Annotated in this window: 12 protein-coding genes and 1 pseudogene; 5 read left to right on the top strand and 8 right to left on the bottom strand. The window is 73.2% G+C overall.

Annotated elements, in window-relative coordinates; translation table 11 throughout:
- The 3 genes and pseudogenes from E4P40_RS21665 to E4P40_RS21655 all read right to left on the bottom strand — a co-directional run.
- A pseudogene (locus E4P40_RS21665) lies at window positions 1-1,389 on the bottom strand (PD40 domain-containing protein); the annotation flags it as partial.
- Between the two features lie 81 nt (window positions 1,390-1,470).
- Window positions 1,471-1,791, bottom strand: a complete 321-nt coding sequence (locus E4P40_RS21660) for a hypothetical protein (protein ID WP_135160503.1) — start codon at window positions 1,789-1,791, stop codon at window positions 1,471-1,473.
- Window positions 1,792-1,817: 26 nt separating this feature from the next.
- Window positions 1,818-2,546: a metal-dependent transcriptional regulator gene (locus E4P40_RS21655; RefSeq protein WP_135160502.1), complete on the bottom strand. Its 729-nt coding sequence runs from the start codon at window positions 2,544-2,546 to the stop codon at window positions 1,818-1,820.
- Between the two features lie 164 nt (window positions 2,547-2,710).
- Between E4P40_RS21655 and E4P40_RS21650 the strand changes: the two genes are divergently transcribed.
- Window positions 2,711-3,892, top strand: a complete 1,182-nt coding sequence (locus E4P40_RS21650) for an acetoin utilization protein AcuC (protein WP_135160501.1) — start codon at window positions 2,711-2,713, stop codon at window positions 3,890-3,892.
- The gene (locus tag E4P40_RS21645; protein WP_135160500.1) at window positions 3,885-6,605 is read left to right on the top strand and encodes a bifunctional GNAT family N-acetyltransferase/acetate--CoA ligase family protein; all 2,721 of its coding nucleotides are present in this window, start codon (window positions 3,885-3,887) and stop codon (window positions 6,603-6,605) included. Before E4P40_RS21650 ends, E4P40_RS21645 begins: the two co-directional genes overlap by 8 nt.
- 91 nt (window positions 6,606-6,696) lie before the next feature.
- Here the strand turns inward: E4P40_RS21645 and sigB are convergent, their stop codons facing one another.
- The gene (sigB, locus tag E4P40_RS21640) at window positions 6,697-7,683 is read right to left on the bottom strand and encodes an RNA polymerase sigma factor SigB (RefSeq protein ID WP_135160499.1); all 987 of its coding nucleotides are present in this window, start codon (window positions 7,681-7,683) and stop codon (window positions 6,697-6,699) included.
- A gap of 286 nt (window positions 7,684-7,969) precedes the next feature.
- Window positions 7,970-8,401: a D-aminoacyl-tRNA deacylase gene (gene dtd / locus E4P40_RS21635; RefSeq protein WP_135160498.1), complete on the bottom strand. Its 432-nt coding sequence runs from the start codon at window positions 8,399-8,401 to the stop codon at window positions 7,970-7,972.
- A gap of 140 nt (window positions 8,402-8,541) precedes the next feature.
- Between dtd and E4P40_RS21630 the strand changes: the two genes are divergently transcribed.
- The gene (locus tag E4P40_RS21630) at window positions 8,542-8,895 is read left to right on the top strand and encodes an STAS domain-containing protein (protein ID WP_135160497.1); all 354 of its coding nucleotides are present in this window, start codon (window positions 8,542-8,544) and stop codon (window positions 8,893-8,895) included.
- Between the two features lie 51 nt (window positions 8,896-8,946).
- Here E4P40_RS21630 and E4P40_RS21625 read toward each other — a convergent pair whose 3' ends face one another.
- Window positions 8,947-10,047 carry a hypothetical protein gene (locus tag E4P40_RS21625; protein ID WP_135160496.1) on the bottom strand — a complete coding sequence of 367 codons (1,101 nt, stop codon included), beginning with the start codon at window positions 10,045-10,047 and terminating at the stop codon, window positions 8,947-8,949.
- A gap of 84 nt (window positions 10,048-10,131) precedes the next feature.
- On the bottom strand, window positions 10,132-11,046 hold the full coding sequence (locus E4P40_RS21620) for an AraC family transcriptional regulator (protein WP_167762334.1): 915 nt from the start codon (window positions 11,044-11,046) through the stop codon (window positions 10,132-10,134).
- Between the two features lie 313 nt (window positions 11,047-11,359).
- On the opposite strand from E4P40_RS21620, the gene E4P40_RS21615 reads away from it, so the two are divergent.
- Together E4P40_RS21615 and E4P40_RS21610 are read left to right on the top strand one after the other, a co-directional pair.
- Complete coding sequence (locus E4P40_RS21615; protein WP_135160494.1) at window positions 11,360-11,962, top strand: HhH-GPD-type base excision DNA repair protein; 603 nt, start codon at window positions 11,360-11,362, stop codon at window positions 11,960-11,962.
- Window positions 11,963-12,072: 110 nt separating this feature from the next.
- Entirely contained in the window at window positions 12,073-12,405 is a 333-nt protein-coding gene (locus E4P40_RS21610; RefSeq protein WP_209305454.1) for a DUF3099 domain-containing protein, read from the top strand.
- A gap of 4 nt (window positions 12,406-12,409) precedes the next feature.
- Here the strand turns inward: E4P40_RS21610 and E4P40_RS21605 are convergent.
- Window positions 12,410-12,740: PfkB family carbohydrate kinase (locus tag E4P40_RS21605; RefSeq protein WP_245160494.1), on the bottom strand; the 331-nt coding region annotated here is incomplete at its 5' end.

Genomic DNA, 12,740 nt, shown 5'->3' with positions numbered 1-12,740 from the left:
CCAGAGCACCAGTGGTGCCGGCGACTCGGCCGACGCTCCCTCCGGGAGCACCAGCCAGCACTGCACCCGCGCTCCGTCGGCGGCGGTGGCCTGCACCTCGCGCACGGTCCCGGGCAGCGGGCCCAGGCTCCCCGGGCTGGGCAGCACGGGCGGGTCCTGCAGCTCGGCCTGCGGGTCCAGGCGCACCGGCACGGACGGGGAGTCGAAGGACGAGCGGAGCGCGTAGAGAGCGCTGCCGTCCCGGGCCACCTGCAGGTCGCTGTAGGCGCCGTCGCCGGTGAGCCGGACGGGGGTCCCACCGGACGCCGGGACCCGGAAGATCGCGTGCCGGCCGTCGTCGTCGGCGAGGAAGTAGACCGCCGAGCCGTCCGCGCTGAACTGGGGCGCGCTGGGCCAGCGGTCGAAGCCCTCGGTCAGCTCGCGCGCGGTGCCGTCGGCCACGTCGACGAGCAGCAGGGTGTAGTCCGGCGGGTCGGTGTAGGTCGACATGGCCTCGCGGACGCAGACCACCGTCCCGCCGTCGGGGGAGAAGCTCGCCGCGTACACGTCGGCCAGCGGGTCGTCGACGAGCGGACGCGACTCGCCGGTGGCCGTGTCGGTGAGGACGATGCGCGACCGGCGGCCTGCCAGGCCGTCGGGCACCTCCTCGGCCCGCGCGAGCAGGCGGCCGTCGGGGGAGAGCCGGAACTCCTCGCCGGCACCGCTCGGCGGGGCCGCCTCCGGGGTCAGGTCACGGATCTCGAGAGCCTCGCCGCCCTCGGCCGGCTCCTCCGCGGGCAGCTGACCCGCCCAGAACAGGTGGGGCACGGCGGGCCCGAGGTCGTGGTCCCAGTACCGCACCGGATAGGCCTCGTGCAGGATCGCCGAGACCCCGGCATCCTTCCGCTTCTTCCGCCGCTCCTCGTCCGCCTCGGCCTCGGAGCCACCGCGCATGGTGCCGGCGGCCACGACGACGTCCCCGGACCCCACGGCCACCGTGAAGCCGGCGATCCCGCCGGGCCGGGTCAGGACGGGCCGGGCCTCGCCGCCGCCGGGCGGCAGGCTCCACAACGCCGGCTTCGGGTCGCCCTCCTCCTTGGTGGCCGGATCGGGGCGGGCGGAGGTGAAGAGCAACGAGCCGTCCGGCGCCCACGCGGGGGAGGACTCGCCGGGCGCGCTGCGCGTCAGCCGCCGGGCCGGTCGCTCGCCGACCGGGTCGACCTCCCAGAGCGCGGACTGCCACTTCTTCTTCTCCGCGTCGAGGGTCGCGACCGACACCACCAGCCGGGAACCGTCGGCCGACAGGGCGAGCGCACCGATCCGCGGGATCGCCACGAAGGCGGCGAGGTCGGCGAACGGGTCGCTCGGCGGGGCGCTGGTGTCGCCGGACGCTGGATCGGGCTGACTCACCGCTGGTCGTCTCCCTGCTCGCTGGGTCGTCCCGGCCACCCTAGTGAGAAGGACGGTCCCCGCGGCCCGTCGCCACGGCCGTCAGTCCCTGGTCCGCGACTCCCACTGGGCCAGGAACGTGTCCGGATCGAGGGTGGCCAGGTCCCGGCGGATGCCGGCGAGCATGTCCCCGGCGCTGAGCGGGTCCCCGGCGGGCTCGCGCAGGACCTCCGTGCCGTCCGAGCGCCGGGTGACGACCACGTCGTGCACCGAGGGCGACGGGACGAGCTGCTGCAGCAGCTGGGCGCCGAACGCGCCAGCGAGCCGGAGCGCGCGCAGGACGCGGCCACCCGGGCGGGGGAGCAGGGCGGCGTCGAAGACGTCCTGTGCCAGCACGGCCGGTGCGTCCGTGTCGTCGGTCATGCCGGTGCCTTCCCTCGTCGAGCCCGTCAGAGCATCGGGGCTGCTTCGAGCGGGGTCAGCTCCTCGTCGACCGCGCTGACGAACACGTGGTGGGCCACCCCGACCGGCAGCAGCCGGCCGTCGAGGCTCACCGTCCCCTCGACCAGGCGGGCGTCCATGGTGGCCCCGGGACGCACACCCTGGTCGGCCAGCTGGCGCAGCAGCTCGGCGTTCTCCTGCAGCTGCTCGGAGATCCGACGGATGACGACGGGCCGTCCCTCCGCGGTGGCCGACGTCGACAGCAGGGTCAGCGAGTCCAGCACCGCGGAGGTCTCCCCGCCCAGCGGCTGCTGCTCGCCCCGCAGGGCGTCCAGGCCGGGGATGGGGTTGCCGAAGGGGGACACCGACGGGTTGCCGAGCAGCGTGAGCAGCTTCCGCTCGACCGCCTCGCTCATGACGTGCTCCCAGCGGCAGGCCTCCTCGTGGACGTCGGCGTAGTCCAGGCCGATGACGTCCACCAGCAGGCACTCGGCGAGGCGGTGCTTGCGCATGACCGCCGTCGCGAGCTGCCGGCCCTCGTCGGACAGCTGCAGGTGCCGGTCGCCCTCGACGGTGAGCAGGCCGTCCCGCTCCATGCGGGCGACGGTCTGGCTGACGGTGGGGCCGCTCTGGTGGAGCCGCTCGGCGATGCGTGCCCGGAGCGGGACGATGCCCTCTTCCTCCAGCTCGAAGATCGTCCGGAGGTACATCTCGGTGGTGTCGATGAGGTCGTTCACAGCTACTCCTCCGTGTCGGAACCGAGTCTACGGGGGCGGGGCGACGGTGCTGGTCAGCCGGACGGGTGGTCGTGGCGGCGTCCGGTCCCGCGGGCAACGGGTAGCGTCCGGACCGTGCGCGGATGGGTGCGGATGCGCGGAGGCGGGAACGGCGAGGAGGCACCGTGAGCGACTCGATCGCGGTCATCTGGGACGACTCCCTCCTCGGCTACACGATGGGCGGCGACCACCCGCTGCACCCCGTGCGGCTCGACCTGACCATGCGGCTGGCCGACGGCCTCGGCGTCCTGTCCACCGACCGGCTGGAGGTGCTCAAGCCGGCCCCGGCGGACCTCGACCTGCTGACGCTCGTGCACGACCCCGCCTATCTCGACGCCGTCCGGCGCGCGCCCGCCGAGCCCGGCGTCGGGTACGGCCTCGGCACCGCCGACAACCCGATCTTCGAGGGCATGTTCGACGCGGCGGCCCTGATCACCGGCGGCAGCGTCCTGGCCGCCCAGCGCGTTCACAGCGGCGCGTCGCAGCACGCGGTCAACATCTCCGGCGGGCTGCACCACGCCATGCGCGACGCGGCATCCGGCTTCTGCGTGTTCAACGATGCCGCGGTCGCCATTGCGTGGCTGCTCGGCCAGGGCTACGAGCGGATCGCCTACGTCGACCTCGACGTGCACCACGGCGACGGCGTCCAGGCCGCCTTCTACACCGACCCCCGCGTGCTCACCGTCAGCGTCCACCAGACGCCGCTCACCCTGTTCCCGGGCACCGGCTATCCGGAGGAGACCGGGGACCCCGACAAGGCACTCGGCAGCTCGGTCAACCTGGCGCTGCCCAACGGCACCGACGACTCGGCGTGGCTGCGCGCGTTCACCGCCGTCGTCCCGAGCGTGCTGCGTGCGTTCCAGCCGCAGATCATCGTCACCCAGTGCGGCTGCGACGCCCACCACGAGGACCCCCTCGCCGACCTGGCACTCACCGTCGACGGACAGCGCGCCAGCTACAAGGCGATGCACGACCTGGCCCACGAGATCTGCGACGGGAAGTGGATCGTGCTCGGGGGCGGCGGCTACGGGCTCGTGCGGTGCGTCCCCCGCGCGTGGACCCACCTCCTCGCCGAGGTCAGCGGCAGCCCGCTCGACCCGGCCACCGAGATCCCGCAGTCCTGGCGGGACGACGTGGTCAGCCGAGGGCTGCGCGCCCGGCCTCCGACCCACATGACCGAGGGCGGCTACACCGGCTTCTCCCGCTGGGACACGTTCACCGAGTCCCGCGTCGACCGCGCCGTGATGCGGACACGGCGCGCATCCTTCCCCTACTTCGGCCTGGATCCGGACGACCCACGTGACTGAGCGCACCACCGAGCAGGACGCCTCCCCGTCGACGGCCGAGGAGACGCGGCCGACGCCACCCCCGCACTGGGAGGCCGACATCGTCGCCGCGGACGGCGGCACGGTGCACCTGCGCCCGATCTGCCCCGAGGACGCCGAGGGCCTCGTCGGCCTCATGGATCGCAGCAGCGACCAGACCCGCTACTACCGGTTCTTCGGCCCGATGAAGCGGCTCTCCGACCGTGAGCTGCACCGATTCACCCACGTCGACCACGTCGACCGGGTGGCCTTCGTGATCCTGCTGGGGGAGCAGATCGTCGCCGTCGGCCGCTTCGACCGCTATCCCGGTACGGACGACGCCGAGATCGCCTTCCTCGTCGAGGACGCGCACCAGGGGAGGGGCCTCGGCTCGGTGCTGCTCGAGCACCTGGCCGCCGCTGCCCGGGAACGGGGGATCAAGAACTTCGTCGCCGAGGTGCTGGCCCAGAACAGCAGGATGGTGCGCGTCTTCCAGGACGCCGGCTACCAGGCCGAGCGCTCCTACGAGGACGGCGTCGTCCACCTGACCTTCCCGATCGAGCAGACCGAGGACGCCCTCGCCGTCGCCTACGAGCGGGAGCAGCGCAGCGAGTCGCGGTCGATCGCCCGGCTGCTCACCCCGTCGTCCGTGGCCGTCGTGGGCGCCAGCAACGACGAGGGCAAGATCGGCAACGCGCTGCTCCGGCACCTGCTCGAGTACGGCTTCTCCGGTCCGGTCTACCCGGTCAACCCCGGTGCCCGGCACGTCCGCGGGGTGCCCGCCTACGCCGACATCGAGTCGATCCCCGACGACGTGGACCTCGCGGTCCTCGCCGTTCCGGCGGACGAGGTGGCCGGCGTGGTGGAGGCCTGCCGCCGCAAGCGCGTGCGCGGGCTGGTCGTCGTCTCCGGCGGGTTCGGGGAGACCGGGCCCGACGGCCTCGCCGCCGAGCGGCAGCTCGTCGCCGCCGCCCGCGCGTCCGGGATGCGGGTCGTGGGCCCGAACTGCCTGGGCATGGTCAACACCGACCCGGAGGTCCGGCTGAACGCCAGCCTCGCGCCGATGGTCCCCGGCCGCGGGCGGGTCGGCTTCTTCGCCCAGTCCGGGTCGCTGGGCGTGGCGCTGCTCGAGCGGGCGCGCAGCCGCAACCTCGGCCTGTCCACCTTCGTGTCCGCGGGCAACCGCGCCGACGTGAGCGGCAACGACCTCCTCCAGTACTGGGCCACCGACCCGGCCACCGAGGTCGTCCTCCTGCACTTGGAGAGCTTCGGCAACCCGCGCAAGTTCGCGCGCCTGGCCCGCAGCGTCGGCCGCACGAAGCCGGTGGTCGCGGTGAAGAGCGGCCGGCACGTGAAGATCACCCGGGGGCTGGCCGGCACGTCGGTCGCGGTGCCGGAGCAGTCGGTGGCGGCGCTGTTCGCCTCCGCGGGCGTGATCCGCGTCGAGACGGTGGCCCAGATGTTCGACGTCGGCACGCTGCTGGCCCACCAGCCGCTGCCGGCCGGGAAGCGCGTGGCGATCGTCGGCAACTCCACGGCGATCGGGGTGCTCGTCGCCGACGCCGTCCTGGACCGCGGGCTGGAGCTGGCCACCGAGGACCCGGTCGACATCGGCGCGGGAGGCACGCCGGAGGACTTCCGGGTGGCGCTCCAGGCGGCCGTCGACGACGAGGGCGTGGACGCCGTCGTCGCGGTGTTCCTCCCGCCATTGATGTCGGGCTCGAAGGAGTTCGGCCCGGCGCTGCGCGAGGTGGCGCAGCGGTCGGAGAAGCCGATCGTGGCGAGCTTCCTCTCGACCGAGGGCATCCCGCCGGAGCTCGCCGTCCTCGACGAGGACGGCACCCCGGCGCGGGGCTCCATCCCGTCCTACTCCACGCCGGAGCGGGCCGTGATCGCGCTGGCCAAGGTCGCCGAGTACGCACACTGGCGGCGCCGCCCGGTCGGCGAGCTGCCCGAGCTGCCGGACGTGGACGAGGCGGCCGGGCGCGCTGTGGTCCGCTCGGCCCTCGCCGACGCGCCCGCCGGCCGCGACCTCACCGACGACGAGCTCATGACGCTGCTGGCCGCGTACGGGGTGCCGCTGCTGGGCACGCGCACGGTCTCCGACGCCGACGAAGCGGTCGCGGCCGCCACCGAGATCGGCTATCCCGTCGTCCTCAAGTCCACGGCTCCGTGGCTGCGGCACCGCGCCGACCTGGGCGGCGTGCGCCTCGACCTGCTGGACGCAGACAGCGTGCGGTCGGCGTTCGCCGCGATCCCGTCCGGGGATCCGGTGATCGTGCAGGAGATGGCGGCGCCCGGTGTCGCGACGGTGGTGGAGATCGTCGACGACCCCTCGTTCGGCGCGCTGGTGAGCTTCGGGCTCGGGGGAGTCGCCACCGACCTCCTCGGCGACCGCGCCTATCGCACGCTGCCGCTCACCGACCTCGACGCCGCCGAGCTCGTGCGGGCACCCCGCGCCTGGCCGCTGCTCGACGGCTACCGCGGGTCGGAGCCGGTCGACGTGGGCGCGTTGGAGGACCTGCTGCTGCGCGTCGCCCGGCTGGCCGACGACCTGCCCGAGGTCCTGCTCCTGCGCCTGGAGCCGGTCATCGTCGGGCCGCCCAGCCCCTGGCACGGCGGCCGCTCACTGGTCGTCGCCGGCGGCCGCGGGCTCGTGGGACCGCCGACCGCGCGCGTCGACCCCGGCCCCCGCCGCATGCGCAACCCGGTCTAGCGGCGTCCTGGCTCAGCACGAGGGGTCCTGGCTCACCATCGACGGTGAGCCAGGACCCCTGGTGATCAGGTGACCTGATCGTTCTCGCAGATCAGGCGAGGTAGTCGCGCAGGGCGTCGGCGCGCTGCGGGTCGCGCAGCTTGGCCATCGTCTCGCGCTCGATCTGCCGCACCCGCTCGCGGGAGAGACCGAACTGCTTGCCGATCTGCTCCAGGGTGCGCGGCTGGTGGCCGTCCAGGCCGAAGCGCAGGATCACCACGTCGCGCTCGCGGTCCTCGAGCGTGGAGAGGACGTTGCGGACGTCGCCCTTCATCATCTGGAAGGCGACGGCGTCCTCGGCCACCGCGGCGTCGGCGTCCTCGATGAAGTCACCGAGGCGGGACTCCTCGTCGGAGCCGACGGTCTGGTCGAGGCTGACCAGGTCGCGGCTGTACTCGAGCAGCTCGGTGACCCGCGCCTCGGGCATGTCCAGCTCGAGCCCGAGCTCCTCGGCGGTCGGCTCGCGCTCCAGCTCCTGGTGCATGCGCCGGCGGGTGCGGACCACCTTGTTGACCTGCTCGGCCAGGTGGACGGGCAGCCGGATGGTGCGCCCGGAGTCGGCCATCGCGCGGGTGATGGCCTGCCGGATCCACCAGGTGGCGTAGGTCGAGAACTTGAAGCCCTTGGTGTAGTCGAACTTCTCGACCGCACGGATCAGGCCCACGTTGCCCTCCTGGATCAGGTCCAGGAACGTCATGCCGTGGCCGGTGTAGCGCTTGGCCACGGAGACGACCAGCCGGAGGTTGGCCTCCAGCAGGTGCGCCTTGGCGGCCTTGCCGTCGATCGCGAGCGCCTTGTAGTCCCGCTTGCGGGCCGGCGAGAGGGTAGGCTTCTCGGCCAGCAGACGGTCGGCGTAGAGGCCGGCCTCGATCCGCTTGGCGAGTTCGACCTCCTGCTCGGCGGTGAGCAGCGCGGTCTTGCCGATGGTGTTGAGGTACACGCGCACGAGGTCGGTCGACACCAGGCCGCTGGTGTCGGGCTCACGCCGTGGTGAGCGCACCCCGAGGGTGTCGTTGGGGGAAGACTGCAGCAGCGTCACGATGGGTCTTCGTCCTTGCCTTCGGTTCGGATGCATCCGCCGCCTCTCGGTGGCGACGGTGGAACATCCAGGCGTCAAGTGCGGGGGCTCCGGGGTGACCGGACCGGCCCCTTGCTCTTCTGTCCTGTGTGGTACGCCCTGCACAACGGCTCGGCAGGGGTCCTGTGTTCCACGACAGCCCCGTTCACAGGAAACCGACAGGGAGTGTGTTCCGTCACGTCCCCATTACCCGCAGACGCTGCACCTGCAACACGCACATGGCGCCGATGTAGTTCAGCTCCCGCCCTCAGGTCTCCAGCAGCAGCGTCATGGGTCCGTCGTTGACCGAGGACACCTGCATACGGGCGCCGAAGACCCCGGTGGCGACGGTGCACCCCCGGCGGCGCAGCTCGGCGACCACCTCGTCCACCAGGGGTTCGGCCACCTCGCCTGGGGCGGCCTCCTGCCAGGAGGGACGGCGGCCCTTGCGCGTGTCCGCGTAGAGGGTGAACTGGCTGATCACGAGGACCGGCAGCCCGAGGTCGTCGGCGGACCGGGCGCCGTCCTCGGTCGGGAAGACCCGCAGCTCGTGGATCTTCGCGGCCAGCCGGTGGGCCCGTGGGACGTCGTCCTCGCGGCCGACTCCGACCAGTGACAGCAGTCCCGGACCGATCTCCCCGACGACCGCCCCCTCGACGGTTACAGCCGCTGTACTGACCCTGCTCACTACCGCGCGCACCTGCTCATCCTTCCCATCCCGCGGGGACGGACCGTCAACGGGCCGCCGGCCACGTCGGACCCGGGTATTTCGGCTGTTCCCGCCCGACATGGTGCGGCGTAGCGTGCCGCCGGACGCGGACGGCGGGTGAGGGGGCGCTCATGGACGCGCAGCGGGCACCGCGGCCACCTGCGGGATCCATCACGGTCGAGCGCGAAGCGGCCGACCACTGGGTGCTGTGCCTGCGCGGGGACGTCGACACCGCCGTCGCCACGCGGTTCACCAACGCGCAGGAGCGTCAGCGGGTGGTGGTCGACGCGATCGACGCGGGCAGCGTGACCTTCATCAGCTCCTCGGGGCTCGCCCTCATGCTGCTGTGCGCGGAGGCGTCCCTCGCGGCCGGCCGGAACCCGGTCCTTCGAGCCGCCTCTCATCCGGTCGATCGCGCCCTGCAGCTGGCGGGTATCGACGGCGTCTTCCCGCGGCCGGAGAGCACATCGCCCACAGAAGCGTGACGAGGGGCCGCCGCCCGGCCACGCAGCCGCGCCCACCGAGGTGGGAGCGAGTCAGCCGGCCGCGCGTCGCCGGATGGGTTGCGGGACGAACAGCCCCTCGCGCAGCGCGCGGACGGCGAGCGCGGTCCGCGACGGGGTGCCCAGCAGCTGCATGCAACGCCGGGCGGATTCGGCGACGTCCTCGGTGGAGCTGTTCAGTGCTGCACTGATCTGCTCGTCGTCCTCCCAGCCCGCCACGATGAGGCCGAGGACCCGCAGGTCGTGCCGGGAGAGGCCGTGCAGATCCGGTTCCGGGGAGAGCAGGATGGCGGCGCGGAGGTGGTCGGCGTCCTGGTTGCTGCAGTCGAGCGCGGTGACCCGCAGCAGTGCTCCGGCCTCGGCGTCCAGCGCAGGGTGCAGGAAGGTCGCGTACGAGTCGCCCACTGCCAGCCGCTCGACCACCTGGGCGACCACCGGGGAGCCGGCGGCCAGCACCGGGTCGATGGGTAGCCCAGGCAGAGGCAGGGTGTTGCCTCCCGCGGTGAGCAGTGCCCCGGCGATGACGTCGGGGACCATCCCGGTGACCAGGCGGATCGCGGGCAGCGGGTCGACTGCCTGCGCGATCAGGGGGGCGAGGACGCCGGTCAGGTCCCGATCGGCGAGGGTGGGGCGGGCGCCGGCCTCGGTGAGCACGGTCAGGTGCCCGACGTGCTCGCCGTCGGCGGTGAACAGGGCGGCGTCGAGGCCGCCGCGGAAGCCGGCCGGCGCCAGGTAGCGGCGCCAGTACACCGTCTCGGCTGCGGTCGGCGACACCGCGGTGGACAGCAGCGGTGGGCCCGGTCGGTTCAGCCCGAGCTGGGCCAGTTCGGCGTCGGCCTCCGCGCTGGACCAGTAGGCGTGCAGCGCAGCGGTGTGGCCGGCGGAGGCCAGCGGGATGCGGATCTGCCGCTCGGGGTCCCGCAGCGCGACCGAGGCGGCGTCGTAGCGCAGCACGGGGCCGAGCACCTGCAGGATCCGACGGGCGCGTTCGGCGATGGGCACCGGCTCGTCCATGATCCCGGCGATGTCCGCGACCGCCCGCGCCGCGGCACCGTGCTCGGCCACGTGCCCGCCCCCCCGTGCGGCCGGGCACCACCGCGATCCGATGCCCAGCTCCTCCTGAGCTGAGGGCATCCATGTAAGGGGAGCAGGTCGGGGAGGTCGACGCACAAAGCGCAGAACTTGAGGCGATTCGCGCGGACCTGTCGCCGTGCCGCCCTACGGGCTGCGCAGCGTCGCCGACGGGTTCTCGCCGAACTTCTCGCGGTACGAGGCAGCGAACCGGCTCAGGTACAGAAAGCCCCACCGGCCGGCGACGTTGGCGACCGTGGTGGTGTGCGGGTCGGCCGCCAGCAGTTCGGCGTGCGCCCGGTCGAGGCGCACAGACCGCAGATACGCACTCGGCGGAACCCCGTAGGACCGCGCGAACCCCTCCTGCAGGCTTCGCGCGCTCACTGCCACCCGGCGGGCGAGGCTCGCGGTGGTCCACGGGTCTTCCGGGTGGGCGTCGATGAGCTCGACCGCCTCGCGCACCGCCTGCGGGGCGGCTGGGCGGCGCGGACCGTCGAGCGCGTCGGTGTAGTTGTGCGGCTGGCCGAGCAGCAATCCGGCGGCGAGAGTCTGCGCGAGATGGGCCGCAGCCAGGGGATGGTCGAGCAGGCTGTGCGCGTAACGCGCTTGCCGCTCGACCAGCCGCAGCGTGTCCAGCCAGGACCCACCCGGGGCGGTGCTGACGTCCATCGCCTGTGCGAAGACGAGGGGCTCGGCCAGCGGCCGGTCCAGCATCGCCTCCAGCTCCCGCTGCAGCATTGCGCGAGGGAACATCAGGCAGAACTGTTCGCAGCCCCCGCTCCAGTCGATCGCGGCGGAGTCCCCTGGCATGAACACCGCCGCGCGGCGCGGCGTGCCCTCGACCGACTGCAGCCGGCCGGTACGGAAGCGGGCGGTGCCGGAGATCGGCAGGTCCACGTGGTAGTTCTCGGCCTCGGCCGTGGCGACCTCCACGGCGCCACCGAAGCGGGCATAGGCGACCGTCACGTCCCCGACCCGGAGTGCGTTCAGCCGCATGCCCACCCCGCCGGGCCCCGGCCGTTCGAGCATCCGCATGCGCAGCGGCAGGAACGTGGCGGCCATCGCTTCCTGCGCTTCGTCGCAGTCCGATGTCCGCGCCGCCGGGAACCGGCCCAACGGTTCCGCTCCCATGCTGCCTCCCGTCGTCCCGCGGATGTGATCCAACAGCATTGCCCGCTGCTTCACAGTGAACAGGTGCGTGAGCACCGGTTCGGCCCCTCACCGGGTCGGTCCGGCCCGTCCAGCGGAGTGCCGTCCGGACAGCACTCAGCAGTCCACCGGCCACCAGCGCCGAGCCGTTGACCGGCCACGTGTGTCGACGAAGGAGTTCGAGCTCGGGGCCGGTTGCGCGAACTGATGGGGCAGGATCGTCGGTGTGCCGACCCTCCGCATCGCCCAGGATCCCGCCGCCGACGAGTTGCTCGGCCGCGATCCGCTCGCGCTGTTGATCGGGATGCTGCTCGACCAGCAGTTCCCGATGGAGCGCGCCTTCGGGGCACCCCGGCTGCTCGCCGACCGGCTGGGGGTCGACCGGCTCTCCGCTGCCGACCTCGCCGCAGCCGACCCCGACGAGCTCGTCCGGACCTTCCAGGGGCCGCCTGCGCTGCACCGCTACCCGGGTTCGATGGCCGCCCGCACCCAGGAGCTGTGCCGGTTGCTGCTCGACCGGTACGAGGGCCGGGCCGACGGGCTGTGGGACGGCGTCCCCGACGGCGGCACGCTGCTGAAGCGGCTGAACGAGCTCCCCGGCTTCGGCGCGCAGAAGGCGAGGATCTTCCTGGCGCTGCTCGGCAAGCAGTACGGCGTGACGCCCCCAGGGTGGCGGGAGGCCGCCGGCGACTACGGCCTGGAGGGCGCCCGCCGGTCGGTCGCCGACATCACCGGCCCGGAGTCCCTCGTCGAGGTCCGGGCGTTCAAGCAGGCGCAGAAGCAGGCGGCCAAGGCCGCGAAGGCCCCCGCGAAGGCCCCCGCGAAGTAGCCGCCCCGGGCACGAGCATCGCGCCGATCACGGTGGCACGATGGGCGGCGGACCGGACAGGGCACGGGGTCGTCCCCGGGCGGAGCCGGCCAGCGAGGGGATGGATGCCCGTGGCCTCGAGCCAGCAGTTCCCGCGGCCCCGGAAGGCCGAACCGGTGCTGATCACCGAGGCCCAGCCGAGCATGGCCCAGCAGCACGCCGCCCGGAAGAAGCGCTACGCGATCACCATGGGCATCCGCATCGTCTTCATCGTGCTGGCCGCGGCGTTCTACCAGATCGTCTGGCTCATGCTGATCTTCGCGGTCCTGGGCACGGTGCTTCCCTGGATCGCCGTCGTCATGGCCAACGACGGGCCGCCGAAGAAGCGGCTGCACGTCAACCGGTACGACGCGCGACCCGACCGCGTCCTGGAGAGCCGCCCCCGGCACGTCATCGACGGCTGACGCCTCAGCGAGCGCCCGGCCGCCGAACGACCGCTGCCGCCGCAGCCAGACCCGCCTCCAGTGCGGTGGCGGGATCCACCCCGGGCGTGGTCAGCCAGGCCGCGAGGAGTCCGGCGGCGAAGGCGTCCCCGGCGCCGGTCGTGTCGACGACGACCGTCTCGTGCGCCGGCCGGTGCACCAGCACCTCCCGGGTCGCCCACAGCGCTCCGTCGGCGCCGAGACTCACCGCCACGACCGCGTGCCGCTCGGCCAGCGCGCGCGCAGCGGCCGCCGGATCGGCGCAGCCGGTCAGCAGCCGCGCCTCGTCGGCGTTCGGCAGCAGCAGGGTCGCCGCC

The sequence above is a fragment of the Blastococcus sp. CT_GayMR20 genome, from assembly GCF_004570345.1.
The sequence above is the reverse complement of the archived record's forward strand: the minus strand, read 5'-3'. Positions and strand labels throughout refer to the sequence as shown.

Bases quoted from the DNA above. Each gene is read 5' to 3' on its own strand.
- E4P40_RS21625 (WP_135160496.1), bottom strand. From the start codon at position 10,047: ATGCCCTCAGCTCAGGAGGAGCTGGGCATCGGATCGCGGTGGTGCCCG.
- E4P40_RS21660 (WP_135160503.1), bottom strand. From the start codon at position 1,791: ATGACCGACGACACGGACGCACCGGCCGTGCTGGCACAGGACGTCTTC.
- E4P40_RS21630 (WP_135160497.1), top strand. From the start codon at position 8,542: ATGGACGCGCAGCGGGCACCGCGGCCACCTGCGGGATCCATCACGGTC.
- E4P40_RS21620 (WP_167762334.1), bottom strand. From the start codon at position 11,046: ATGGCCGCCACGTTCCTGCCGCTGCGCATGCGGATGCTCGAACGGCCG.